Source organism: Lysobacter yananisis (assembly GCF_031199375.1).
GTDB lineage: Bacteria > Pseudomonadota > Gammaproteobacteria > Xanthomonadales > Xanthomonadaceae > Lysobacter > Lysobacter yananisis.
Genome location: NZ_CP133568.1, coordinates 2,791,865 through 2,815,708, shown reverse-complemented (window position 1 = coordinate 2,815,708; position 23,844 = coordinate 2,791,865). Strand labels below are relative to the sequence as shown.

Here is a 23,844-nt window from a genome sequence, read left to right as displayed (position 1 = left end):
GCCCTACTCGCCGCCTGCGGACGCGGAGCCCGCAGCCGGCGCGACATCAACGCTCCGCACTATCGAAAAGGAGTTTCACAAATGAACAAGGTCCTCTCGCTGCAGAGCCTGGAAAACACTCAGCAGCGCGCCGCCGCCGCCAGCACGGTCAGCAACCACTGCAGCGCCGCCAGCAACCAGAACTGCACCAACCAGCAGCAGCAGGAACTCCCGCAGCTGCCGTAATCGGCACCTGATCCGGGTCTTCGCCAGTCCGCGGCTGGCGGAGCCCTCTGTGCGCGGCCGTACGCGGCCGCGCTCACGACGAGAACACGTTCATGAACAAAGTACTGTCCTTGCAGCGCATGAACCCCGACGACTGCTCACCGTGCCTGCCCAGCACGCTGAGCTTTTTTTGCAGCGTTTCCAGCTGCCAGAACTGCGTGGTGCAACCGCCGGAGCCCCAGCCCTACCCCTGAGCGGCCGCATCCGCCATTCGGTTCGGTAGCGGATGTGTATTGAAGCTTCGCCGGCAGCCTGTATGCTGCCGCCCGAGGCCCTATGACCGTACCGACCACGCAAGCGCCGGAACTCACCACCGAGGGCAGCGAGCCCTCGCGCTTGCGCCTTTCCGGCTGCTGGACGCTGGAGCACGCGCTGGCCGTCGGCGCCGCGCTCAAGCAAGCGCCGCACGAGGTCGCCGAGGTCGACGCCACCGGGGTACAGCGCCTGGATTCGGTCGGCGTGCTGCAGCTGATGCGCTTCGCGCGCCGGCACGAGCTCGACTTCGACGCGGTGTTCCGCTTCCACGACAGCCACCGCGCGCTGGTCAGCGCGATCGAGGACGTCGCCGACGAGCGCCCGAAGAAGAAGCGCGAGTACGGCTTCCAGGCCGCGCTCGGACGCCTGGGCTTCGCGGTCACCGACAACTGGAAGGAAGTGCTGGCGCTGGTGGCCTTCTTCGGCGAAACGCTGGTGAAGATGCTGCGGCTGTTCAAGAACCCCAGCCGCTTCCGCCCCACCGCCACCGTCCACCACATGGAGCAGGTCGGCCTCGACGCGGTGCCGCTGATCGCGCTGCTGTGTTATCTGGTCGGCGCGGTGGTGGCGTTCCTGGGCTCGACCATCCTCAAGGATTTCGGCGCGACCATCTTCGTGGTCGAGTTGGTCAGCATCGCCTTCCTGCGCGAGTTCGGCGTGCTGCTGACCGCGATCGTACTGGCCGGCCGCACCGCCAGCGCGTTCACCGCGCAGATCGGCGCGATGGTCAGCCGCGAGGAAGTCGACGCGATCCGCACCCTGGGCATGGACCCGGTCGACCTGCTGGTGATCCCGCGGGTGCTGGCGCTGCTGGTGATGCTGCCGCTGCTGACCTTCGTCGCCATGATCGCCGGCCTGCTCGGCGGCCTCACCGTCGGCGCCTACGGCCTGGACATCCCGCCGCAGCAATACCTGGCGCGCATGCACGAGACCATGCAGCTGCGCCACTTCCTGGTCGGCATGTCGAAAGCGCCGATCTTCGCCCTGCTGATCAGCCTGATCGGTTGCCTGGAAGGCCTGCAGGTCAAGGGCACCGCGCAGTCGGTCGGCGAGCGCACCACCTCCAGCGTGGTCCAGTCGATCTCGCTGGTGATCGTGCTGGATGCGTTCTTCGCGATCTGGTTCATGGAGATGGGCTGGTGAGCCTGGCCATCGCGAAGCGCGACGCGGAGACGCCACGGTGACGAGCGCCGATTCCCCGGCGGTCCCGACCGCCCGCGCCGACGGCGAGGCCGGCGACGACGTCATCATCCGCATCCGCGGCCTGGTCAACCATTTCGGCGAGCAGGTGGTCCACGACGGCCTCGACCTGGACGTCAAACGCGGCGAGATCATCGGCGTGGTCGGCGGCTCGGGCACCGGCAAGTCGGTGATGATGCGTTCGATCCTGGGCCTGCGTAAGCCCAACGCCGGGCAAATCGAAGTGCTCGGCATCGACGCGCGCAACCCGGACCCGCAACTGCGCCGCGAGATCGAGCGCAACACCGGCGTGCTGTTCCAGGACGGCGCGCTGTTCTCCTCGCTGACCGTGGGCGAGAACGTGCAGGTGCCGCTGAAGGAGTACCACAGCGAACTGCCCGACTCGCTGCGCTACGAACTGGCGCTGCTCAAGGTCAAGCTCTCGGGCCTGCCGGCCGACGCGATCGACAAGCTGCCGTCGCAGCTGTCCGGCGGCATGCGCAAGCGCGCCGGCCTGGCCCGTGCGCTGGCGCTGGACCCGCCGCTGCTGTTCCTCGACGAACCCACCGCCGGCCTCGACCCGATCGGCGCGGCCGCGTTCGACCGGCTGATCCGCACCCTGCAGCAGGCGCTGGGCCTGACCGTGTTCCTGATCACCCACGACCTGGACACGCTGTACGCCATCTGCGACCGCATCGCGGTGCTGGCCGACAAGAAGGTCATCGCCTGCGCACCGATCGAAGAGGTCGAGAAGCTCGACCATCCGTGGGTGCAGGAATACTTCCACGGCCCGCGCGCGCGCGCGGCGCAGGTGGCGCGCGACAAGAACGAACATGGCCGGGACGCGCACGCCAGCCGCACGCACGATGGTGCCGGCAAGCGCGACCCGGCCCACGGCGCGGACGAGGATGCAGCGGCGCGATGAACGCCTTGCTCGCCGATACCGGCACGCTGTGGAGCGTGTCGATCTGGGGGCTGTTGTGCGCGGCCGCGGCGACGCTGTGGTGGCGCAAGGCGCGCATCGCGACGCTGGCGCTGTTGGGACTGGCGCTGGCCGCGGCGTTCGTGCGCGGCCTGCTCGCGCCGCCGGCGCTGGCCGCGTTGGCGTTGCTGGCGCTGGCCGCATGGCTGGTGCGTCCGGCGCGGCCGCGTGCGGCGCGCATCGGCGGTCACGTGGTGTTCGTGCTGACCGCGTTCGCGCTCGGCCTGCACCTGCTGCCGGGCTTCGACAATCCGCGCTTGCTCGCCGACCTCACGCTCAGCGCCGGCTCGGCGCCGATGTCGCTGTACTTCAACTTCGACAAGCCGCTGGCCGGATTCTGGCTGCTGCTGTGCTGGCCGCTGCTGCGCCTGTACGGCCCGGGCGAACGGCCGCTGGCGGCCTCGCTCGGCGCGGGCCTGGCCGGCGCGGCGGCCGCGGCGGCGCTGTGCCTGGGCCTCGGCGTCGCCTTGGGCCTGCTCGCCTGGGCGCCGAAGTGGCCGTGGTTCGGCGCGCTGTGGGCGCTCAACAACCTGCTGCTGGTGGCGCTGACCGAGGAAGCGATGTTCCGCGGCTACCTGCAGGAAAGCCTGCAGCGGCGCTGGCAGTCGCAGCGCTGGGGCGCGCACGCGGCTATCGCGGTCACGGCGCTGGCGTTCGGGCTGGTCCATCTCGGCGGCGGCTGGCGGTTCGCGCTGGCGGCGACGCTGGCCGGGCTGGCCTATGGCTGGGCCTACCGCAAGGGCGGCCTGGCCGCCGCGGTGCTGGCCCATTTCGGCCTCAACCTCGTGCATTTCACCCTGTTCACCTACCCCTGGCTGGCATGATGCCGGCCGTGGCTCTGCCGTTCGAAGGTGCCTGATGGAAACCAAGGCCAACTACGTGCTGATCGGTGCGTTCACCATCGTGGTGACGCTGTTCCTGTTGCTGTTCGCCTTGTGGGCGGCCAAGTACTCCTCGGAGAAGAGCTGGCGCGAATACGCGGTGATCTTCAACGAGCCGGTCACCGGCCTGTCGGAAGGCAGCACCGTGCAATACAACGGCATCGGCGTGGGCACGGTGCAGCAGCTGAGCCTGGCGCCGGACGATCCGCGCCGGGTCATCGCCAAGCTGCGCCTGCAGGCCGACGCGCCGGTCAAGACCGACACCCGCGCCAAGCTGTCGCTGACCGGCATCACCGGCACCCCGATCATCCAGCTCACCGGCGGCAGCCCCAACAGCCCGCGCCTGGCCGAGTCCGGCAACGGCGACGTGCCGATCATCCAGACCGAGGCCTCGGCGCTGCAGAACATCGCCGACACCGCCAACCGCCTGGTCGCGCGCCTGGACCAGGTGCTCAGCGACGACAACGTCCAGCACGTGTCCAAGACCCTGGCCAACATCGAATCGCTGACCGGCTCGATCGCCGACCAGCGCGGCGACCTGCGCGACCTGATCGCCAACGCCAAGAAGTCCAGCGAGCAGCTCAGCCAGACCCTGGCCACCACCAACCGCGCGGTCGAAAGCGTCGACCGCGAACTGGCGCAGAAGCTGCCGGGCGTCATCGACAAGCTCGACAGCACCCTGACCAAGCTCGATTCGGCCGCTTCCGGCGCCAACGGCATCCTCAACGACAACCGCGCCGCGATCAGCAGCTTCGCCAACGACGGCCTGGCCCAGCTCGGCCCGACCCTGGCCGAACTGCGCGCGCTGGTGCGCGACCTGCGCCGGATCAGCGACCGCCTCGACAGCAACCCGACCCGTTACCTGCTCGGCCGCGACGCCGCCAAGGAATTCGAGCCCGAGAAGGCCGCCCGATGAACTCCGCGACCCGCCGCCCCGACCGCCGCCACGCGAACGCCACGACCATGCCGACGACCCGCGCGCTACGCCCCTTCTCCGCCGCGCCGCTGCGCCTGTTCGGCGCCGGCCTCGCCGCCGCGCTGGCGCTGTCGGGCTGCTCGATCCTCGACGAAAAGCCCAAGACCCCGACCGTGCAGTACGCGCCGGACCCGCGCGTGCCGGCCGATCCGTCCTGGCCGCAGGCGAACTGGCAGTTGTCGGTGAGCGTGCCGAGCGCGGCGCGCATGATCGACAGCCTGCGCATCGCGGTGCGCCCGAGCGGCGACGAAGTCCAGGTCTACAAGGGCGCGGCCTGGGCCAAGCTGCCCAGCAACATGATCGAGGACGCGCTGCTGCGCACGCTGGAGGACTCGGGCAAGATCGCCGCCGTCGCGCGCCAAGGCAGCGGCATCGGCGCCGAGTACAAGCTGGTGCTGGACCTGCGCCGGTTCGAATCCGACTACGCCGGCAACGCGGTGCCGTCGGCGGTGATCGAGATCAACGCCAAGCTGTTCCACACCGTCGACCAGAAAGTGGTCGCCTCGCGCACCTTCCTGCAGTCCACGCCGGCGGCGACGACCGAAGTGCGCGACGTGGTCGCCGCGTTCGAGCGCTCGCTGGCCGCGGGCACGGGCGAGATCGCCGGCTGGACGCTGGCGTCGGGCGACGCGCACGAGAACAGCCACAAGCGCTGATCGGACACGTGCCGCCCGCCGTGCCGGCACGCCTCGGAACCACGGCGACGGCCGCGCGCGAGCGCGGCCGTTCGCGTTTGTCGCATGGCGTTTGTCGCGCTGAGTCCGCTGCGCTGACGCATTCGCTCTCGGCTAAGGACCTTAAGACCCGGCGCGTCCGCTCTTGTCGGAGCGCCTCAGATCCGACGCGTTCGCGCTTGTGGGAGCGCCTCAGACCCGACGCCTTGTCTCGTGGGAGGGCCTTCAGGCCCGACGCCTTCCGCTCCGATCGCCGCGCCCCCGATTACCGCCGCGGCGCAATCACCCGGAACGTCAGATTGATCCGCTCCCCCACCGGCCGCGCGGTCCGCGGCAGCGCATGTCGGTAATTCGCCTGGGTCGGCCCGGACATCACCAACAAGCTGCCATGGCCCAGTTCCAGCGCCGCCTTCAACGACGGATCGCGCCGGTGCTTGAGCGCGAAGCGCCGCCGCGCGCCCAGGCTCAGCGAGGCGATGACCGGCGCCGGGCCGAGCTCGGGTTCGTCGTCGCTGTGCCAGCCCATCGCGTCGCGGCCGTCGCGGTAGCGGTTGGCCAGCACGCTGTTGAACGCTGCGCCGAGTTCGCGCGCGAGCCGTTCGCGCACCGGCCGCAGCGCCGGCGGCCACGGCTGCGGGCGGAACTCGGCGCCGGAATAGCGATAGCGCGCGTCGGGGTCGCCGATCCAACTGCTCAGCCGCGGCGAATCGTGCTCGCGCCCGAACAGGCGGATGCGGTGCACTTCCCACGCGACCTGCGCCAGCACCGCCGCGTACAGCGCATCGGCCGCGTCGGCGTCGAGCCAGTGCGGGTCGTAGGCCAGGTCGGCGTCTTGCAGCGGCAGGCGGGTCGGCGGCATCGGTCGGCACGCTAGCACGCGCGCTGCGGCGGCCGCGATCCGATTCCTGTGCCCGCCCGCGCCGGCCCGCGCGACGGCGGGCCTCCATACCCGGCCGCACCGATCCGGCTGGAAATCGTTTCAAACACACCGCGAACGTGCGTGCTTGCGCGTCGCGGGCGCGCGCGCCGCCGCGAATCGCGCCAGCGGAAATGGCGCCTGCCGGGCAAACCCGCGACAATGGCCGGATTGCACGCAAGAGTACCGCCAGCATGAGCGAACAGCCGACCGGCACGGTCCCGTCCGACACGCCAGCCATCGAGATCGAACGCGACGTCATGGAGTACGACGTCGTCACCGTCGGCGCCGGTCCGGCCGGCCTGGCGTTCGCGATCCGGCTCAAGCAGCTCAATCCGGAGCTGTCGGTCTGCGTGATCGAGAAGTCCAGCACCATCGGCGCGCACATCCTGTCCGGCGCGGTGATCGAACCCGGCCCGCTCGACGCGCTGCTGCCGGGCTGGCGCGACAACCCGCCGCCGATCTGCGTGCCGGCCGGGCAGGACGAGTTCTGGTTCATGACCAAGACCGGCGGCTACAAGTCGCCGATCGTGCCGCCGGACATGAACAACCACGGCAACTTCATCGTCAGCCTCGGCGCGATGTGCGCGTGGATGGCGCCGCAGGCCGAAGCCCTCGGCGTGGAGATCTACGCCGGCTTCGCCGCCGCCGAAACCCTGCACGACACCGACGGCCGCGTCGCCGGCGTGCGCATCGGCGACATGGGCATCGCCAAGGACGGAACCCACAAGCCCGGCTTCACCGCCGGCATCGACATCCGCGCCAAGGTCACCGTGTTCGCCGAAGGCGCGCGCGGCCATCTGACCAAGCGCCTGATCAAGCGTTTCGAGCTCGACGCCGACAGCGATCCGCAAGGCTATTCGATCGGCATCAAGGAGCTGTGGCAGGTCCCCGAGGATCGCGTCACCCCGGGCAAGATCGTGCACAGCGTCGGCTGGCCGGCCGACAGCCGCACCTACGGCGGCAGCTTCCTCTACCACCTGGACAAGGGCCGCATCGCCCTGGGCTACGTCAGCGGCCTGGATTACAGCGACCCGGACTACAAGCCCTGGGAAGCGTTCCAGCAGTGGAAGAACCACCCGCTGATCAAGCCGCTGCTGGAAGGCGGCAACCTGGTCTCGTCCGGCGCGCGCGCCATCGTCACCGGCGGCTGGCAGTCGCTGCCGAAACTCGACATGCCCGGCGCGCTGCTGATCGGCGACACCGCCGGCCTGCTCAACGTGCCCAAGATCAAGGGCACCCATCAGGCGATCCGCTCGGGCATGCTCGCCGCCGAGCATCTGGCCGCGCAGCCGCAGCTCGACAGCGCCGGCTTCGACGCCAAGCTGCGCGCGTCCGAGGCGATGGCCGAGCTCAAGAAGGTGCGCAACATCAAACCCGGCTTCAAGAAGGGCTTCTGGTTCGGCATGCTCAACGCGGCCTGGGAAACGGTCACCGCCGGCGGCTCGCCGTGGACGCTGAAGAACAAGGCCGACTGGTCCTCGCTGGACAAGCTCGGCCAGGCCGAACAGCCCAAGCGCGACTACGCCGACCGCACCCTCGCCCCGCGCGACCGCCTCGCCGGCGTGTACTTCGCCGCGACCGAGCACGACGAAGACCAGCCGGTGCACCTCAAGGTCGCCGACACCAACGTCTGCGTGACCCAGTGCGCGAGCGAGTACGGCAACCCGTGCACGCGCTTCTGCCCGGCCGGCGTGTACGAGATCGTCGAGGAAGAAGGCGCCAAGCGCCTGCAGATCAACGCCGCCAACTGCGTGCACTGCAAGACCTGCGACATCAAGGACCCGTACGAGATCATCACCTGGGTCACGCCGGAGGGCGGGTCGGGGCCGAACTACCAGAACATGTAGCTTGGTCGCTTGCGCGCGCCGACGGCGCGCGCGAGGCCCGCAAACGAAGAGGCGCGGCAACCTAGTTGCCGCGCCTCTTGTGTTTTTGCGGTCGCCCTTGCGCGATGCGTGCGCAGTCCGGGCGCGCGAAGCAGGCTGGCGAAACGCGCTTGCCGGTGCGCTCGCGCTTCAACACCGCACGCCCGCATCGACGCATCCGCTCCGCCGGCGATCCGCGGCGCCGGCGTGACGCTACCGAACCGAACCGAACCGAATCGAACCGGATCGCAGCCGCCGCCGCCGCAGCCGCCGTCAGCGGCTGACGATCTTCCAGTTCATGTCGCCGACCGTGTACACGCCGCCGCCGGACTTCACCGTCGGCCCGTCGAGCAGGTGCACGTAGTTCTGGCCGGTGCTGCGGTTGCGCCAGAAGATGTCGTCGCGGCCGTCGCCGTCGTAGTCGCCGCTGTTGGCGACCTGCCAGTTCTGGTCGGGCTCGTTGTGGGCCAGGTTGACCACGCTCGGCGCGATGCCGCTCATCGTCCAGACGTAGCACTCGCCGCTGGCGCTGCTGCGCCAGTAGATGTCGCTGCGCCCGTCGCCGTTGAAGTCGCCGATCGCGGCGACCCGGTAGTTGCGGTCGGCCACCAGCGGCGCGGCGCCGGAGCCGGCGATGACGCGGGTGCCGGCCATCAGGTGGATGTAGTTCTGGCCGTTGGCGGCGTTGCGCCAGAAGATGTCGGCCATGCCGTCGCCGTTGAAGTCGCCCGCGCCGGCCACCTGCCAGTTCTGGTCGGGTTCGACGTGCACGGTGGCGACGCTGCTCGGCTGCAGGCCGTTCATCAGCCACACGTCGTTGGCGCCGGTGGCGCTGTTGCGCCAGTACAGGTCGGTGCGCTTGTCGCCGTTGAAGTCGCCGGTCGCCACGATCTTCCAGTTGCCGTCGGCGACCAGGGTCGAGTAGCCCGAGGACACCACCCGGCCGCCGTCCATCAGGTGGACGAAGGTCTGGCCGGTGGCGGAGTTGCGCCAGAACGCGTCGTAGCGGCCGTCGCCGTTGAAATCGCCGGTGGCGACGACCTGCCAGGCCTGGTCGGGCTCGACGTGCACGGTGGCCGCGCGCGCCAGCCAGGCGCCGCTCATGAACCAGACATCGTTGGAACCGGTCGCCGAGTTGCGCCAGTACACGTCCGACTTGCCGTCGCCGTCGAAGTCGTTGCGCGCGCCGGAACCGACCTTGGTCGCGCGGAACGTGGCCGCGATCGGCGCGGTCTGGTCGAAGGTGCGGGCCACGTCGGCCTGGCCCTCGACGCCGCAGGCGCGGTCGCCGCACAGGTTCACGCGCGGATTGGAGAACACGCGGTAGGCGGTCTGGCCGGAATCGCCGTAGGCCATGATGTCGTAGAAATTGCCTTCGGCCGCACTGGTCTTGTAGCCGAACGAGTAGGCGAAGGCGCCGTACTTGAGCGAACCGCCCGACGACGCGGTGGCGCGGTCGTGCTGCGCGCCGAGGTTGTGGCCCAGCTCGTGGGCGAAGGTTTCCTCGCGGCAGAAATAGGTCGTGCCGCCCTGGACCTCGCGGCCGTCGCTGACCACCGAATAGCCCGAATTGGCCGAGCGCGCGGTATAGGCCTGCTGGCCGCCGCCGATGATCCAGGCCACGCCGCAGCCGTTGTGGGTCGCGCGGTCGTACTTGCGCACGAACGAAACCAGGTCGGCGCCGTATTCCTCGCGCGCGGCGCGCAGGGCGTTGAAGGCCGGATCGATCGTGGCGCCGTTGACCCCGCTGAGCGCGTCGAGCGTATCGCCGTTGTCGCCGCTATCGGTGTAGTTGACCTGCAAGGTGCCGACCAGGCGCAGGCGCGCGCCGGTCTGGCTGTTGCGATAGGCCTCGTTGGTGATGTCGACCAGGTTGCTCACCCGGGTCACCGCCTGCGAGGCGCCGCCGAGGCCCGCGGCGAAACCGTTGCTGTAGCCGATCAGCACGTCGATGGTGGCGACCGCGCCGCCGGCGGCGTTGGCCGACACCGCGGCGGCTGCGGCCACCGGCCCGCTGTAGGCCTGCTCGGCCGCGTGCGGGATCTTGAAGTCGTCGGCCTGCACCGAGGCTTCCTGCCCGGTCAGCGCCAACCGCACCGGATCGGTCTCCACCAGCCAAGAGGCGCCGTCGCGCATGGTCAGCTTCAGCGAGGGCTTGCCGGGCTGGTCGATCACGCCGAACACCGCGTGCGCGCCGAAGGTGACGATGGCCTGCTTGCCGGCGTCGCCGTCCTCGACCTGGCCGATCCAGGTCCAGTCGCCGCTGTCGTGCTCGACATGGCGCTGGTAGCGGAACGACAGGGTCTGGCCCGAAGGCGTGGTCACCCGCAAGCGGCCGCTGGCGATGGCGGCGAGCGCATGGCGCTCGCTGAGCCCGGCGCGATGCCAGGTGTAGGCACCGTCGCTCAGGATTTGCGGCTTGGCGGAGTAATCGACCAGATCGCCGCGGTCGGGGGCGGCGGCGAAGCCGGCGGCGGCGCGTTGCGGCAACGGCGCGGGCACGGCGCGGAAGCCGTCGCGGGCCTGAGCCGCGCTCGCGCCTGCGCTGGCGAAGCCCGCGGGCGCCGCCGGCTGCGGCGCCGCCGGCGGGCCGGCCTGCGCGATGCGCTGCGAGGTTTCGCCCCATCCCCACCAGCCCGCGGCCCCCATCAAGGCCACGGCTCCCACCAAGAACGTACGACGCATGACGAACCGACCGATTTCGAGTTGAACTGCGCTGCGCATCCTGCATGGATGAACGAGCGACTGCAACGGGCTGAACGCCGCCGGCCGCTGTCACGCAAGCGAAGCAATCCACCATTGCGCACAGTTTTCGCATGCGGCGGCGGCAACGCCGGCGATCGGCCGCTGTTCAGCGCCGCGGTTTCCCGATTCAGGCGCCCGGGCGCTGGCCGGCGCGGACGTGAACCACCGGTCCGGGGCCGGTCCGGGGCCGGTCCCGCGTCGGCCGATCGCCGGCCGACCGCCCCCGCCCCCCGCCCGCGGCGCGGCCGGCGCCGCAAACGCAGAAGCCGCCTCGCGGCGGCTTCTGCATCGGTCCGGCGGCGCGGCCCGGCTCAGGCCTTGCGCAGCGGCACGCCGGTCTTTTCCCGCAGTTCGTCCTCGCCGACGCCCGGCGCGGTCTCCACCAGCACCAGCCCGTCGGCGGTCACGTCCATCACCGCCAGTTCGGTGATGATGCGGTTCACCACGCCCAGGCCGGTCAGCGGCAGGGTGCACTCGGGCAGGATCTTGTGCTCGCCGTTCTTGGCGGTGTGCTCCATCAGCACCACCACGCGCTTGACCCCGGCGACCAGATCCATCGCGCCGCCCATGCCCTTGACCATCTTGCCGGGCACCATCCAGTTGGCGAGGTCGCCCTGGTGGGTGACCTGCATGGCGCCGAGGATGGCCAGGTCGATGTGGCCGCCGCGGATCATCGCGAAGCTGTCGTGGCTGCCGAAGTAGCTGGCGCCGGCGCGCGCGGTGACGGTCTGCTTGCCGGCGTTGATCAGGTCGGCGTCGACTTCGTCTTCGGTCGGGAACGGGCCGATGCCGAGCAGGCCGTTCTCGGACTGCAGCCACACGTCCATGCCGTCGGGAATGAAGTTGGCCACCAGGGTCGGCAGGCCGATGCCGAGATTGACGTAGGCGCCGTCGGTGAGTTCCTGCGCGGCGCGCTGCGCCATTTCGTCGCGGGTCCAGGGCATTTCGAATTCCTCAAAGAAAGGGGCGGCGGCCTCAGGCGCGCACGGTGCGCTGCTCGATGCGCTTCTCGGGCGTGGCGTTGACCACTATGCGGTCGACATAGATGCCCGGCAGGTGCACCTGGTCCGGATCGAGCTGGCCGATCTCGACCAGTTCCTCGACCTCGACGATGCAGACCTTGCCGGCCATCGCGCAGGCCGGATTGAAGTTGCGCGCGGTCTTGCGGAACACCAGGTTGCCGGCCTTGTCGGCCTTCCACGCCTTGACCAGCGATACGTCGGCCTTGAGCGCGGTTTCCATCACGTAGTGGTGGCCGTCGAACTCGCGCGTTTCCTTGCCTTCGGCCACCACCGTGCCGTAGCCGGTGCGGGTGAAGAACGCCGGGATGCCGGCGCCGCCGGCGCGCAGGCGCTCGGCCAGGGTGCCTTGCGGGTTGAATTCCAGTTCCAGTTCGCCGGACAGGAACTGGCGTTCGAACTCCTTGTTCTCGCCGACGTAGGACGAAATCATCTTCTTGATCTGGCGCGTTTCCAGCAGCAGGCCCAGGCCGAAACCGTCGACGCCGGCGTTGTTGGAGATCGCGGTCAGGCCCTTGGCGCCGCTGTCGCGCAACGCGCCGATCAGCGCCTCGGGAATGCCGCACAGGCCGAAGCCGCCGACCGCGAGGGTCTGGCCGTCGGCGACGACGCCCTGCAGCGCGTCGTGTGCGTTGGGATACAACTTGCTCTTGGCGGCGACCGCGTCGGCCATGGGACAGCTCCTGTGAGGGATGCGCCCAGTTTAGCGCGCGGCCGCGCGCGGCAGCAGCGGACTTTCGGGCAATGCCCGCACAGCGCAACGGCTGTGCCTGGATTGCAGGCGAAGGCTAGACTTGCGGCATGAGCCGACTCGCCCTGGTCACCGCCATCGCCAGCGCCGGACAGGACGACGACCTGTCGCCGCTGCTCGCCGCCTGCCTCGCCCGCGGCCTGCGCGCCGAGATCCGCGCCTGGGACGACCCCAGCGTGGCCTGGGCCCGATACGACGCCGTATTGCTGCGTTCGCCGTGGGACTACAGCGCCCGCTACGGCGAGTTCCTGGCGTGGTGCGAGCGCGTCGACGCCGCCAGCCGCCTGCTCAATCCCTGGCCGGTGCTGCGCTGGAACAGCGACAAGCGCTACCTCGCCGACCTCGCCGCGCGCGGCGTGCCGGTGGTGCCGACCGCCTTCGTCGGCGCCGACGGCGATCCGCTGCCGGCGTTGCAGGAATTCCTGGCCGCGCACGCCGACGCCGAGGAGTTCGTGGTCAAGCCGACCGTCAGCGCCGGCTCGCGCGACACCCAGCGCTATGCGCGCGCGCAGGAGTTCGCCGCCGCCAACCACCTGGCGCGGCTGCTCGACGAAGGCCGCGACGCGATGCTGCAACCCTACCTGGCCGCGGTGGACCGCGACGGCGAGACCGCGCTGATCCACTTCAACGGCGGCTTTAGCCACGCCATCCGCAAGGGCGCGATGCTGCAGCGCGAGAACGCGCTGAACCTGCGCGCGGTCGAACGCATCGCCGCGCGCGAGGCCGGCGAAGACGAGCGCACCGTCGCCCTGCACGCGCTCAACGCCGCCAGCGCGCGGCTGGACCTGGAAGAGCCGCTGGCCTATGCGCGGGTCGACCTGATCCGCGATGCGCAGGGGCTGCCGCAGGTGCTGGAACTGGAGTTGTGCGAACCGTCGTTGTTCTTCGCCCACGCGCCGGGCAGCGCGGAGCGGTTCGCGCAGGTGCTGGACGAACTGCTGGCGACGTCGGGCGCCGGCTAAGTTTCGATGCCTTCCTGTAGGAGCGACGCAAGTCGCGACCGCGACAACGCGGCTACGACGAGAGTTGCGGCGCAGTTGCGTTGTCGCGGTCGCGGCTCGCGCCGCTCCTACAGGTGGATCACGCAGATTCTCGCGCCTTAAAAAACGAAGACCGGCCTGGGCCGGTCTTCGCAATGCATCGAAAACAGCCGAGCCCTTACGAACGCCCGTACACGTCCTCGAGCCGGACGATGTCGTCCTCGCCCAGGTAGCTGCCGGACTGCACTTCGATCAGCTCGACCGGTTCGGTGCCGCGGTTGCGCAGGCGGTGCACGCTGCCCAGCGGGATGTAGGTGCTCTGGTTCTCGCGCAGTTCGAACACCTTGTCGTCGCAGGTGACCTCGGCCACGCCCGACACCACGATCCAGTGCTCGGCGCGCTTGTGGTGCTTCTGCAGGCTCAGCACGCCGCCGGGCTTGACCTCGATGCGCTTGACCTGGAAACGCTCGCCCATGTCGATGGAGTCGTAGTTGCCCCACGGCCGGTAGACCTTGCGGTGGAACAGATGTTCCTGGCGCCCGGCCTGCTTGAGCTTGTCGACGATCGTCTTGACATCCTGCACCCGGTCCTTGCGCGCGACCAGGGTCGCATCGGGCGTATCGACGATGACCAGGTCTTCCACGCCGATGGTCGCGATCATGCGCCGGTCGGACGCGCGCACCAGGCTGTCGCGGGTGTCGACCGAGATCACGTCGCCCTCGTAGCGGTTGCCGTCGGCGTCGCGCTCGGCCACCGCCCACAGCGACGACCACGAGCCGATGTCGCTCCAGCCGCAGCTGACCGGCACCACCGCGGCGCGCGCGGTCTTTTCCATCACCGCGTAATCGATGGAATCGTTCGGGCTGGCGGCGAATTCGTCCTTGCCGACGCGGATGAAGTCGAGATCGCGGTTGGCCTTGGCGTAGGCGGCGCGCGCGGCGGCGAGGATCGCCGGCGCCAGCGCCTGCAGTTCGTCCAGGTAGCGCTGGGCCTTGAACAGGAACATGCCCGAGTTCCAGGCATAGGTGCCGGCGGCGAGATAGCTCTCGGCGGTCGCCAGGTCGGGCTTTTCGACGAAGCGGTCGACCTTGAACCCGCCCTCGCCGAGCGCGTCGCCGCGGGCGATGTAGCCGTAGCCGGTCTCCGGATAGTCCGGGGTGATGCCGAAGGTGACCAGCCAGTCCTGCTCGGCCAGCACGGCGGCGCGCGCGACCGCGTCGCGGAAGGCGTCGACGTCTTCGATCAGGTGGTCGGCCGGCAGCACCAGCATGGTCGCCGCCGGGTCCTCGGCCACCAGGTGCAGCGCGGCCAGGGCGATCGCCGGGGCGGTGTTGCGCGCGCTGGGTTCCAGCACGATGGCGCCGTTGGCCACGCCGATGCCTTGCAGCTGTTCGCCGACCATGAAGCGGTGGTCTTCGGCGCAGACGGTGACCGGGGCGCCGGTGTCCGGCAGCGCGTTGGCGCGCAGCAGGGTTTCCTGGAACAGCGAATGGTCGCCGATCAGCGACAGGAACTGCTTGGGCTGATTCTGGCGCGACAGCGGCCACAGGCGAGAGCCGCTGCCTCCGCTCAATACGACGGGGTGAAGCATCCTGGCTCCAGATTTCGGAACGGAAAGGGGCGCCAAGGATAGCCGAAGCCCCGTTCTCCCCGGCTTCACGACCGCTAAACCGCACCTGTCGAGCGCCCGTTACTATGACCGGCGTGCCAGCTTGGCGCGGCCCGCGCCGCCATGCTGGCGAATTTCGCCTCCCCATGGACGGAACGATGAACGCGCCTGCCCTGCCCGCCCCCTTGATCCTGAACGGCCCCGGCGACGCCCGGGTCGAAGCCAGCGCCTTCGGCGCCCACCTGCTGTCCTGGCACTGCCGCGGCCAGGAGCGCCTGTACCTCAGCCCGAACGCCGGCTTCGGCGCCGGCAAGGCGATCCGCGGCGGCGTGCCGGTGATCTTTCCGCAGTTCGGCGAGCGCGGCGACGGCCCGCGCCACGGCTTCGCCCGCACCCTGACCTGGGAGGCCGAACCGGCCGATCCGCAGGCCGCGCGCCTGTCGTTCCGCCTCGCCGACCGCGAGGAAACCCGCCGCCACTGGCCGCACCGCTTCGAGGCCGGCCTGGACATCGAGCCCGGCGCCGACCGCCTGCGCATCGCCCTGAGCGTGCGCAACCGCGACCGCAACGCGTTCGAATTCAGCGCCGCCCTGCACACCTACCTGGCCGTGAGCGACATCGCCACGACCCTGGTCCACGGCCTGGAAGACCGGCCCTACCTCGACAGCGCCCGGGCCGGCGCGGCCTGTCCGGCCAGCGACGCGCCGGTGCGCTTCGACGGCGAGGTCGACCGCATCTACGCCGACACCCGCCGCCCGCTGCGCATCACCGACGGCGAGCAGATGCTGCGCTGCGAAGCCGAGGGTTTCGCCGACACCGTGGTGTGGAATCCCGGCGAAGCGCTCGCCGCCGGCATCGCCGACCTGGCGCCCGGCGGCCATCGCCGCTTCGTCTGCGTGGAAGCCGCGCAGGTGCTGCGGCCGGTGCGGTTGGAGCCGGGCGAGGCCTGGACCGGCGCGCAGATCCTGATCCTGGAGGGCTCGGCCGCGCAGTACCGGATCGGCGGCTGAGCGCGCAGCGGTAGCTGACGTCGGCCACGCTGTTGCGGAACGGATCGGTGAGGTCGTCGGAATACTCGCCCAGCAGCAGCCGCTGGCGCGGCAGCAGGTTGCCGCGGAAGAACCGGCTGAAGCCGACCAGGCCGCGGCCGCGCTCGGTCAGGCGCACGCAGTCCTCGATCACCTCGATCGTGCCCGACTGCAGTTGCTCGGTGAGGCGCACGTCGATCAGGCGGTGCTCGACCATGTATTCCTGGGTCACCACGTGGTGCAGGCGGTCGACGTGGATGCCGCCGCCGCGCTGGTGGATCTTCTCCAGCAGGTAGAACGACAGCGAGCGGTCGATCACCGTCGGCACCGAGATCGCGAAGGCGTAGCCGCCGAGCATCCACAGGCACAGCATCTGCACTTTCTCGAAGCGGCTGAACTCGGCGAAGGCCTTCAGCGCGAACAGCCCGCCGCCGACGATCGCCGCGGCCAGGGCCGCGTCCAGGACCGCGCTGTACAGCACCACGTCGACCTTGCCGTAGCGCACGTGCGCGGCGTAGACCGCCAGCAGTACGAGCACGAACGCGAACGTCGCCGCCAACGCCTTGAGGTACTTCATCGCCAGCCTTCTCCTTAGCCGTGCCTGTGCGGGGCTGCCCGTCGGGGCGCGCCTGTCGGGGTATGAACGCAATACGGGCCCGGGCGCGGACCGGATGCGGCCAGGACCGCGGCCGCGGCGCACTGTGCCGGGTCGGTCCGCCGGCTTGCCCCCGCCGGCGCTCGCGATCCCCTCGCGCAGCACCGCGCGCCACGATAGCAGCGCCGGCGACCGCGGCGCTCGCCGCCCGTCCGCCGGCGCCGCGCCGGGGGCGGGCTGCGACCGGCGCCCGTTGCGGGCGTGCCCGCGGTCGCGCCGGGAGCCGGCGCGGGCCGCCCGCGCCGCGCTCGCCCGGCCCCGGGCCCGACGGGGGCCGGACCGGCCGACCTGCGTCGGCTGGCCGTCTCCGCTAGAATCGAGGGCTGTCGGCCGCTCCCGGCCGGACACCCCCCACAAGGAAATCCCGCACGATGAAGATCCTCGTCGGCTACAAGCGCGTGGTGGACTACAACGTCCGCATCCAGGTCAAGCCGGACGGTTCCGGCGTGGTCACCGACGGCGTCAAGCTGTCGGCCAATCCGTTCGACGAAATCGCCCTCGAAGAAGCCCTGCGCCTGCGCGACAAGGGCATCGCGACCGAAGTCGTGGTCGCCACCATCGCCCCCGCCGACGCCCAGGCGCACCTGCGCAACGGCCTGGCGATGGGCGCCAACCGCGCCATCCACGTGGTCAGCGACCAGCCGATCCAGCCGCTGACCGCCGCGCGCACCCTGCTCAAGCTGATCGAGAAGGAACAGCCGGACATCGTCATCCTCGGCAAGCAGGCCATCGACGACGACGCCAACCAGACCGGCCAGATGCTCGCCACGCTGTGGGGCCGCCCGCAGGCCACCTTCGCCTCCAAGCTCGACGTCGAAGCCGGCAAGGCCACGGTCACGCGCGAAGTCGACGCCGGCCTGGAAACCCTGGAAGTCGACCTGCCGGCGGTGGTCACCACCGACCTGCGCCTCAACGAGCCGCGCTTCATCAAGCTGCCGGACATCATGAAGGCCAAGAGCAAGCCGCTGGAAACGATCCAGTTCGCCGACCTCGGCGTCGACGCCGGCGACACGCTCAAGACCACCCATTACGCGCCGCCGCCGAAGCGCAGCAAGGGCGTGATGGTCAAGGACGCGGCCGAACTGGTCGCCGCACTGAAGCAGAAGGGGTTGCTGTAAAGCCCCTTGAGTCAAGGGGCTGCCGCGTCCCGCGCAGCGGGATGCGGCGGGGTTATGGAAGCATGACCTCCTGCAGCCGAAGCCACTCATCTTCAAATTTGGGAAATATTCTTCAATGAGCAAGGTTTTGATCGTCGCCGAACATCTCGAAGGCAAGCTCAACGCGTCGACCGCCAAGTGCGTGTCGGCCGCGCAGGCGCTCAAGCCCGAATCCATCGACATCGTCGTGCTCGCCGCCGATCCGGCCGGCGTCGCCGCGCAGGCCGCGCAGATCGCCGGCGTGAACAAGGTGCTGGCCGTCGCCAACGCCGCCAACGCCAACGCCATCGCCCAGGTGCAGGCGCCGCAGGTCGCCGCGCTGGCGCAGGGCTACAGCCACGTGTTCGGCCCCTCGACCACCTTCGGCAAGGACCTGATGCCGTGCGTGGCCGCGCTGCTGGGCGTGGCCCAGGTCTCGGACGTGATGGCGGTCGAAAGCAGCCACACCTTCAAGCGCCCGATCTACGCCGGCAACGCCATCGTCACCGTCGAGGCCCCGGCCGACCACGCCGTGGTCGCGACCGTGCGCACCGCGTCGTGGCCGGAAGCGGCCGGCGGCGGCAGCGCCGCGGTCGAAGCCGCGTCCGTCGACGCCGCCCTGCCGAGCCACACCCGCTATGTCGGGCTGGCCGCCGGCAAGTCCGACCGTCCCGACCTGCAGAGCGCCAAGCGCGTGGTCTCCGGCGGCCGCGGCGTCGGCTCGCAGGAGAACTTCAAGATCATCTACGACTTCGCCGACAAGCTCGGCGCGGCGGTCGGCGCCTCGCGCGCCGCGGTCGACGCCGGCTACGTCCCGAACGAACTGCAGGTCGGCCAGACCGGCAAAATCATCGCCCCGGAGCTGTACGTCGCCGTCGGCATCAGCGGCGCGATCCAGCACCTGACCGGCATCAAGGACGCCGGCACCATCGTCGCGATCAACAAGGACGGCGAAGCGCCGATCTTCGAGATCGCCGACATCGGCCTGGTCGGCGATCTGTTCAAGCTGCTGCCGGAACTGGAAACCGCGCTGGGCTAAGCGGCGCTGGGATAAGCGGCGCTGGAATAGGCGCTGGCGACGGGCGTCCGCAACGGCCGCCCGTCGCGACCGCGCCGGCGCGCCTCAGGCCTGCCGGTGCGCGGCGGTCGCCGCGGCGAACTGCGCCCAGCTCGGGCCGCCGCGGCGCTCGTACAACATCGCCCCCGCGTGCGGCCGCTGCGCGGTGCGGCGCGGATCAACCGGCTGGCGCCGGAACGCATCGGCGCCGAGCATGCGCCACAGATAGAACGGCAACAGGCCGACGAAACTCTTCCACTGCGAACGGTACGCCAGGCACGCCGCGGCGTAGCGCAGGCGCTCGCCCAGCGTCGTCGGCAGGACCTCGCTCGCGCCGTTGTCCGGCAGCGGCGAGAGCACCTTGAACCACGGGCCGCGCAGGCCTTCGCCGTGGTACAGCGAGAACTGCCACATGCGCGCGCCGCGCGCCTGCGCCACGGCGATGCCGACCAGGTGTCCGGCGTCGTGATCGTGATGGCCGCCTTCCCAGGCCGGCATCAACACCTCGCCGCCGCGCACCGAGCCGAAACGCTCGAGCGCGCGCGGCACCGCCTCGTCCAGGCGCAGATGCAGGCCGCCGTCGGCGATGCCCCATTGCTCGCCGCAGAAATGCATGCGCGCCGGGTCCATCCCCAACGCCGACAGCACCGCGACGCTTTCGGCGCGGCGGCGGGCCATGTCCTGCCCGCCCCAGCCGCCGTCGGTCAGCCACACCGCATCGACCGCGCGGCCTTCGGCCAACGCGCGGCGCAGCCATGGGAACGCGGCGAATTCGTCGTCGGGGTGTACGAACACCGCCAGCAACGGCGGCGCCTGTGCGGGAACGTCAGAACGCATCGAAGTCCAATTGTCCCAGGCGCACCGAGTCCGCGGCGGGCACCGCCACGCCTTCGGCCAAGGGACGGAAGATCATGTTCAACGGGCTCGGACGCAGGCGCTGCGGAATCTCGAACCACAGCCCCTGCGGACGTCCGCCGCCGGGCCGCAGCCCCAGGTGCAGGCGCATCGCCCACGCCGGCGAGCGCGCCGGCGACGGCATGCCGGCCGGCAGCGCGAGTTCGTCCCAGGCCAGCAGGCCGGGCTTGCCGGTCGCGGCTTCCGCCCCGATCGTGCCGTCGCCCGCGCGCACCAGCCGATAGGCGCGCTGCGGGTTGGCGATGCGCCACTCCAGCGCCGCCTGCGACCAGTCGCGACGGAAACCGTCGGCCGCGGCGACCGGCGCCGCGCGCTCGATCCGGCCGAAGCCGACGCGCGCATCGAGCGGCCGCACCAGGGCGAAGCCGAGCTTGCGCAGGAAACCCGGCGTCGAATTCGCGTTGGCCACGCCGTACACCGCGCCGATGCCGGCCTGCGCGCCGAGCTGGTAGGTCGCATCGGCCAGGCGGGTGAACAACCCCTTGCCCTGGAAATCCGGGTGGGTCGCGGTATTGAGCGACAGCATCGTCCGCATCGCGCGTCCGTTGACCACCGCCTGCGCCGGCACGCAGACGTAATGCGCCGCGAGCCGCTCGCCTTCCCAGGCGTCGCAACCGATCACCGTGCCGGCGGGATTGCGCGCATACAGCCATTGCAGGTAGGCGGCGTTGAGATGCCCGGCGCCGGGAAAACAGGCGCGGAACAACGCTTCGTAGCTCGCCAATGCCGCGGCGTCGGTGCCGACCGGACGGATTTCCACGTTCGCTTTCCTCTCGTTACCGGCGCCGCCGCTCAGCCTGCGAGTGTATCGGGGCGCGCGAGGGCCACCTACCCATTGCGTCCATCATGCCGGTCGCGCCCGCGGCCGAGCCAAAAATGCCGCGTCCGCGCGCCGCGCCTCACTCATCGTGCGAAATGCGCTTGATCAAGGGACGCCGGGCCAGCAGCTGCGACAACGGCCGCCGCGGCACCGACGCGATGTCGTAACCGAAGAACGCGAGCAGGAACTGCAGGCCCGAGACCACCGCGACGGTGGCGATCATCACCGTGCCCACCGGCGTGGCGCTTTCGGCCTGGACCGAACGCACCCAGTGCCAACCGCCGAAGCCCAGGCCGAAGCCGAGCAGCAGCACCGCCGCCAGCAGCTCCAGCGAAGCCAGCGACAGGTCGCGCAGGAAGTAGTTGTAGCCCACGCGCTTGCCCAGGTTGCGCGCGTGCTTGAACAGGAATTCGAAGAAGATCTTCGAGGCCTTCAGGCCGCTGGTCTCGTCGCCGTAGCGCGCGTCCATCGGCACGTCGATCACCACCGCGCGCACGGTGTTGAGCCGGAACAGGATGTCGGTCTCGAAGAAATAGCGCTTGCTGATGCTGTTGAACGGCAGCATCGCGGCGACGCGGGCGTGAATCGCGGTGTAGCCGTTGGTCGGGTCGAACACGTCCCAGTAGCCGGTCGACGCCTTGGCCATGAAGCTCAGGCCGAGATTGCCGATGCGCCGCGCCAGCGGCATCTGCCGGATCTGGGCCAGGTCCCAGAAGCGGTTGCCCTTGGTGTAGTCGGCCTCGCCGGCGAGGATCGGCGCGACGAACGCCGGCAGCAGCGCCGGATCCATCTGCCCGTCGCCGTCGATCTTGACGATCACCGTGGCGCCGTCGGCGATGGCTTGCTGGTAGCCGGTGATCATCGCCCCGCCCACGCCCTGGTTGTGCGGATTGCGCAGCACCCGCACGCGCGGGTCGGTGGCGTTGCGCTCGATGAACTCGCCGCTGTTGTCGGGACAGGCGTCGTCCACGCAGTAGACCGCATCGACCTCCGGGCCGATCGCGGCGAGCACGCCGAGGATGTGCCGCGTCACCTTGTAGCTCGGGATGACCACGGCGATGCCGCTGGTCCAGGAGCATGGGGCGTTCGCGTCGCGAGTCATTCGGAATTCCAGGGCGGCTTGCAGCAGGGGCGGGCCGAAGCGGCGGCCGCCGCCGGCAGGTCGGCCATCTTAGCCGATCGCAACCGGACAGGTACGTAAATCAGGGAGTTAGGGCCGCCAGGCGTCGGCGCCGGGGCGCCAAGGCACCCCGGGCCGCGCGGCGCGGCCGGCCTACTTCGTCGGAGCCGGAGCCGGAGCCGGGGCCGGCTTCGACGGCTCGGTCGAGGACAGCGAGATCCCGTCCTCGTCCTCGCGCGGCGTGAGCCCGCACGGCACGCCGATCCCGTGCAGCGCGATCACGGTCGACGGCCCCTCGATCAGGCGGCAGTCGAACTCCTGGCCCGGCTGCAGGTAGATCGCGGTGCCGTCGCCGATCATGTAGAACGCGGAACGGTAGGCGTCCGCGTCGAGCTGCCTGAACAAGGCGAACTGATGGCCCGAGCGCTTGCCCTCGCGGTCGATGCGCTCACCGTAGCGGTCGATCGCGCCGGGCTGGTTGGCCCCGCGCCGGACCTTGTCGACCTGAGTGCTGTTCCATGCCAGGTACAGCACCATCGCCGCCAGGATCGCCTTGCCGGCATGACGCGGCCGCAGCACGAACACCGCCAGCGCCGCCCACGCGGCGAGCATGCAGTTGTAGCGGATGAAGCGGTCATCAAAGGCCGACAGGCCGAGCGCGAAATCGGTGTGGTACTGGTAGACCTCGCGCAGCAGCCACCAGTAGCCCGCCGACGACGCCACCAGCACCGTCGCCGCCACCGCCAGGCGCAGACGCAGGCTCCACAGGCGCCATTCCACCGACGCCACCAGCACCGCGTACATCAGCAGCGGCACCAGCGCGAATTCGTAGTAGCGGCCGTGCACGCGGTCCAGGCTCTCGTACATGCCGGTGCCGGCGACCGCGGCGGAGAACACCAGCGTCACCGCGAAGAAGCAGCCGAAGCCGGCCAGCACGAACCACACCGCCGGACGCATCCAGGCGAACTGTGGCTCCAGCGCCTGCGGACGCAGCAGGTTGCGCACCGCGCTGACCGCGACCAGCAGCAGCGGCAGCGACATCAGCGTGGCCAGGAACGCGAAATGGTTGCGCAGCGCCACGATGCCCTTGCTCAGCAGCAGCGCCGGGCTCAGACCGTTCTCGATGACCGAGGACTGCGCGCCGTAGTGGCCGCCGAACGGATTGAGCACCAGCTTGCCGAAGATCGCGCTCTCCAGCGCGACATAGCTGGCCACCGTCGCCGCCGCATACAAGCCCGCCATGGCCAGCGCCGACGCCGACCAGCCCACGCGCCGCGTGCGCGCGTCGTACACGGCCAGCAGCAGCGCGAACGGCGGCAACAGGAACAGGCCGTGCGGCTTGGTCGCGATCAACAGCCCGTGCAGCAACGCCGCCCACAGCAGCAGCGACGCGCGCGGCTGGCGCAGGTACGCGAACAGCATCGACAGCAGGCCCACGTACAAGGCCGCAAACAGGCTTTCCGGCATGAAAAAGGCGATGTAGCCGCCGAGCCCCGCCCAGGCGAACGCGATCGCCAGCAGCAGCGCGCCGCGCGGCCGGTACACCTGGACCGCAATGCGGTACAGCGGCACGATCGCCAGCGCGGTGACCAGCACGTTGAGCAGGCGCGCCTTGACGATCAACTCGCCGCCGCGCGAATGCGCCAGCGAATACAGCAGCGAGAAGAACCAGTTGTTGACCAGCGGCGCCTGCCCGGGCATGACCTCGCGGTGCAGCACCCAGTACGACCACGCCGCATAGCTGTACTCGTCGGCGAACACCATCGGCGGGCCGAGCGCCGCCACGCGCGAAAGCAGCAGGTAGAACGCGGCGACCATCGCCAGGATGCAGGCGGTGGTCGACAACGGCCAGTCGCGTGGCGGGTTCGCGCCGGAGTCCGCCGAAGCCCCCTGGATACTGCTCATTCAAGCCTGCTTTATGCGTAGAATTAACGACTTACTATAGCCAGCGGCCGGCTCCCGGACAAACCGGCGGCGGCCTTGCGCGGTGCCTCGCGGGGTGCGCCTGGCACAG

The 23,844-nt window shown here is 70.1% G+C and carries 19 protein-coding genes and 1 pseudogene; 11 read left to right on the top strand and 9 right to left on the bottom strand.

Annotated elements, in window-relative coordinates:
* Positions 1 to 81 precede the first annotated feature (81 nt).
* From RDV84_RS11930 to RDV84_RS11905, 6 genes and pseudogenes are all read left to right on the top strand, one after another.
* Complete coding sequence (locus tag RDV84_RS11930; protein ID WP_157490432.1) at positions 82 to 225, top strand: class III lanthipeptide; 144 nt, start codon at positions 82 to 84, stop codon at positions 223 to 225.
* Positions 226 to 540: 315 nt separating this feature from the next.
* On the top strand, positions 541 to 1,662 hold the full coding sequence (locus RDV84_RS11925; RefSeq protein WP_309153524.1) for an ABC transporter permease: 1,122 nt from the start codon (positions 541 to 543) through the stop codon (positions 1,660 to 1,662).
* Between the two features lie 103 nt (positions 1,663 to 1,765).
* Positions 1,766 to 2,518 (top strand): annotated as a pseudogene (locus RDV84_RS11920) (ABC transporter ATP-binding protein); the annotation flags it as partial.
* A gap of 101 nt (positions 2,519 to 2,619) precedes the next feature.
* The gene (locus RDV84_RS11915) at positions 2,620 to 3,504 is read left to right on the top strand and encodes a CPBP family intramembrane glutamic endopeptidase (protein ID WP_309153523.1); all 885 of its coding nucleotides are present in this window, start codon (positions 2,620 to 2,622) and stop codon (positions 3,502 to 3,504) included.
* A 34-nt stretch (positions 3,505 to 3,538) separates the two neighbouring features.
* Entirely contained in the window at positions 3,539 to 4,477 is a 939-nt protein-coding gene (locus RDV84_RS11910; protein ID WP_057948878.1) for an MlaD family protein, read from the top strand.
* A gap of 47 nt (positions 4,478 to 4,524) precedes the next feature.
* Positions 4,525 to 5,193, top strand: a complete 669-nt coding sequence (locus RDV84_RS11905) for an ABC-type transport auxiliary lipoprotein family protein (RefSeq protein ID WP_425606405.1) — start codon at positions 4,525 to 4,527, stop codon at positions 5,191 to 5,193.
* A gap of 283 nt (positions 5,194 to 5,476) precedes the next feature.
* On the opposite strand, the gene RDV84_RS11900 is transcribed toward RDV84_RS11905, so the two are convergent.
* Positions 5,477 to 6,070 (bottom strand): alpha-ketoglutarate-dependent dioxygenase AlkB family protein, encoded by a 594-nt coding sequence (locus RDV84_RS11900; protein ID WP_057948879.1) that lies wholly within the window; start codon positions 6,068 to 6,070, stop codon positions 5,477 to 5,479.
* A gap of 251 nt (positions 6,071 to 6,321) precedes the next feature.
* On the opposite strand from RDV84_RS11900, the gene RDV84_RS11895 reads away from it, so the two are divergent.
* On the top strand, positions 6,322 to 7,977 hold the full coding sequence (locus RDV84_RS11895) for an electron transfer flavoprotein-ubiquinone oxidoreductase (RefSeq protein WP_309153522.1): 1,656 nt from the start codon (positions 6,322 to 6,324) through the stop codon (positions 7,975 to 7,977).
* Positions 7,978 to 8,268: 291 nt separating this feature from the next.
* On the opposite strand, the gene RDV84_RS11890 is transcribed toward RDV84_RS11895, so the two are convergent.
* The 3 genes from RDV84_RS11890 to RDV84_RS11880 all read right to left on the bottom strand — a co-directional run bounded on the left by RDV84_RS11890 (position 8,269) and on the right by RDV84_RS11880 (position 12,432).
* Positions 8,269 to 10,644 (bottom strand): reprolysin-like metallopeptidase, encoded by a 2,376-nt coding sequence (locus tag RDV84_RS11890; RefSeq protein WP_309153718.1) that lies wholly within the window; start codon positions 10,642 to 10,644, stop codon positions 8,269 to 8,271.
* A gap of 407 nt (positions 10,645 to 11,051) precedes the next feature.
* Positions 11,052 to 11,684 carry a CoA transferase subunit B gene (locus RDV84_RS11885; RefSeq protein ID WP_057948883.1) on the bottom strand — a complete coding sequence of 211 codons (633 nt, stop codon included), beginning with the start codon at positions 11,682 to 11,684 and terminating at the stop codon, positions 11,052 to 11,054.
* Between the two features lie 31 nt (positions 11,685 to 11,715).
* Complete coding sequence (locus RDV84_RS11880; RefSeq protein ID WP_057948884.1) at positions 11,716 to 12,432, bottom strand: CoA transferase subunit A; 717 nt, start codon at positions 12,430 to 12,432, stop codon at positions 11,716 to 11,718.
* A gap of 128 nt (positions 12,433 to 12,560) precedes the next feature.
* On the opposite strand from RDV84_RS11880, the gene RDV84_RS11875 reads away from it, so the two are divergent.
* Positions 12,561 to 13,472, top strand: coding sequence for an ATP-grasp domain-containing protein (locus RDV84_RS11875; RefSeq protein ID WP_309153521.1), 912 nt, complete (start codon positions 12,561 to 12,563; stop codon positions 13,470 to 13,472).
* Positions 13,473 to 13,668: 196 nt separating this feature from the next.
* On the opposite strand, the gene RDV84_RS11870 is transcribed toward RDV84_RS11875, so the two are convergent.
* The gene (locus RDV84_RS11870; protein ID WP_057948886.1) at positions 13,669 to 15,081 is read right to left on the bottom strand and encodes a mannose-1-phosphate guanylyltransferase/mannose-6-phosphate isomerase; all 1,413 of its coding nucleotides are present in this window, start codon (positions 15,079 to 15,081) and stop codon (positions 13,669 to 13,671) included.
* 176 nt (positions 15,082 to 15,257) lie between these two features.
* Here RDV84_RS11870 and RDV84_RS11865 point away from each other — a divergent pair, with 176 nt between their 5' ends.
* The 3 genes from RDV84_RS11865 to RDV84_RS11855 all read left to right on the top strand — a co-directional run bounded on the left by RDV84_RS11865 (position 15,258) and on the right by RDV84_RS11855 (position 18,957).
* Positions 15,258 to 16,109, top strand: coding sequence for a D-hexose-6-phosphate mutarotase (locus RDV84_RS11865; protein WP_309153520.1), 852 nt, complete (start codon positions 15,258 to 15,260; stop codon positions 16,107 to 16,109).
* Between the two features lie 1,044 nt (positions 16,110 to 17,153).
* A complete protein-coding gene (locus RDV84_RS11860; protein ID WP_250449236.1) occupies positions 17,154 to 17,900 on the top strand; it encodes an electron transfer flavoprotein subunit beta/FixA family protein in 747 nt (248 codons plus the stop codon).
* A 115-nt stretch (positions 17,901 to 18,015) separates the two neighbouring features.
* Complete coding sequence (locus tag RDV84_RS11855) at positions 18,016 to 18,957, top strand: electron transfer flavoprotein subunit alpha/FixB family protein (RefSeq protein WP_309153519.1); 942 nt, start codon at positions 18,016 to 18,018, stop codon at positions 18,955 to 18,957.
* An 84-nt stretch (positions 18,958 to 19,041) separates the two neighbouring features.
* On the opposite strand, the gene RDV84_RS11850 is transcribed toward RDV84_RS11855, so the two are convergent.
* The 4 genes from RDV84_RS11850 to RDV84_RS11835 all read right to left on the bottom strand — a co-directional run bounded on the left by RDV84_RS11850 (position 19,042) and on the right by RDV84_RS11835 (position 23,735).
* Positions 19,042 to 19,812: a PIG-L deacetylase family protein gene (locus RDV84_RS11850; protein ID WP_309153518.1), complete on the bottom strand. Its 771-nt coding sequence runs from the start codon at positions 19,810 to 19,812 to the stop codon at positions 19,042 to 19,044.
* The gene (locus RDV84_RS11845; protein ID WP_309153517.1) at positions 19,802 to 20,650 is read right to left on the bottom strand and encodes a GNAT family N-acetyltransferase; all 849 of its coding nucleotides are present in this window, start codon (positions 20,648 to 20,650) and stop codon (positions 19,802 to 19,804) included. The genes RDV84_RS11850 and RDV84_RS11845 overlap by 11 nt, the downstream gene beginning before the upstream one ends.
* A 139-nt stretch (positions 20,651 to 20,789) precedes the next feature.
* Positions 20,790 to 21,812: a glycosyltransferase family 2 protein gene (locus RDV84_RS11840; RefSeq protein WP_057948893.1), complete on the bottom strand. Its 1,023-nt coding sequence runs from the start codon at positions 21,810 to 21,812 to the stop codon at positions 20,790 to 20,792.
* Positions 21,813 to 21,983: 171 nt separating this feature from the next.
* On the bottom strand, positions 21,984 to 23,735 hold the full coding sequence (locus RDV84_RS11835) for a glycosyltransferase family 39 protein (protein ID WP_082644648.1): 1,752 nt from the start codon (positions 23,733 to 23,735) through the stop codon (positions 21,984 to 21,986).
* Positions 23,736 to 23,844 lie beyond the last annotated feature (109 nt).

What these genes read in the sequence shown, in the direction of transcription:
- RDV84_RS11930 (WP_157490432.1), top strand. Translation starts at nt 82, where the DNA reads ATGAACAAGGTCCTCTCGCTGCAGAGCCTGGAAAACACTCAGCAGCGC.
- RDV84_RS11925 (WP_309153524.1), top strand. Translation starts at nt 541, where the DNA reads ATGACCGTACCGACCACGCAAGCGCCGGAACTCACCACCGAGGGCAGC.
- RDV84_RS11915 (WP_309153523.1), top strand. Translation starts at nt 2,620, where the DNA reads ATGAACGCCTTGCTCGCCGATACCGGCACGCTGTGGAGCGTGTCGATC.
- RDV84_RS11910 (WP_057948878.1), top strand. Translation starts at nt 3,539, where the DNA reads ATGGAAACCAAGGCCAACTACGTGCTGATCGGTGCGTTCACCATCGTG.
- RDV84_RS11905 (WP_425606405.1), top strand. Translation starts at nt 4,525, where the DNA reads ATGCCGACGACCCGCGCGCTACGCCCCTTCTCCGCCGCGCCGCTGCGC.
- RDV84_RS11900 (WP_057948879.1), bottom strand. Translation starts at nt 6,070, where the DNA reads ATGCCGCCGACCCGCCTGCCGCTGCAAGACGCCGACCTGGCCTACGAC.
- RDV84_RS11895 (WP_309153522.1), top strand. Translation starts at nt 6,322, where the DNA reads ATGAGCGAACAGCCGACCGGCACGGTCCCGTCCGACACGCCAGCCATC.
- RDV84_RS11890 (WP_309153718.1), bottom strand. Translation starts at nt 10,644, where the DNA reads ATGGGGGCCGCGGGCTGGTGGGGATGGGGCGAAACCTCGCAGCGCATC.
- RDV84_RS11885 (WP_057948883.1), bottom strand. Translation starts at nt 11,684, where the DNA reads ATGCCCTGGACCCGCGACGAAATGGCGCAGCGCGCCGCGCAGGAACTC.
- RDV84_RS11880 (WP_057948884.1), bottom strand. Translation starts at nt 12,432, where the DNA reads ATGGCCGACGCGGTCGCCGCCAAGAGCAAGTTGTATCCCAACGCACAC.
- RDV84_RS11875 (WP_309153521.1), top strand. Translation starts at nt 12,561, where the DNA reads ATGAGCCGACTCGCCCTGGTCACCGCCATCGCCAGCGCCGGACAGGAC.
- RDV84_RS11870 (WP_057948886.1), bottom strand. Translation starts at nt 15,081, where the DNA reads ATGCTTCACCCCGTCGTATTGAGCGGAGGCAGCGGCTCTCGCCTGTGG.
- RDV84_RS11865 (WP_309153520.1), top strand. Translation starts at nt 15,258, where the DNA reads ATGAACGCGCCTGCCCTGCCCGCCCCCTTGATCCTGAACGGCCCCGGC.
- RDV84_RS11860 (WP_250449236.1), top strand. Translation starts at nt 17,154, where the DNA reads ATGAAGATCCTCGTCGGCTACAAGCGCGTGGTGGACTACAACGTCCGC.
- RDV84_RS11855 (WP_309153519.1), top strand. Translation starts at nt 18,016, where the DNA reads ATGAGCAAGGTTTTGATCGTCGCCGAACATCTCGAAGGCAAGCTCAAC.
- RDV84_RS11850 (WP_309153518.1), bottom strand. Translation starts at nt 19,812, where the DNA reads ATGCGTTCTGACGTTCCCGCACAGGCGCCGCCGTTGCTGGCGGTGTTC.
- RDV84_RS11840 (WP_057948893.1), bottom strand. Translation starts at nt 21,812, where the DNA reads ATGACTCGCGACGCGAACGCCCCATGCTCCTGGACCAGCGGCATCGCC.
- RDV84_RS11835 (WP_082644648.1), bottom strand. Translation starts at nt 23,735, where the DNA reads ATGAGCAGTATCCAGGGGGCTTCGGCGGACTCCGGCGCGAACCCGCCA.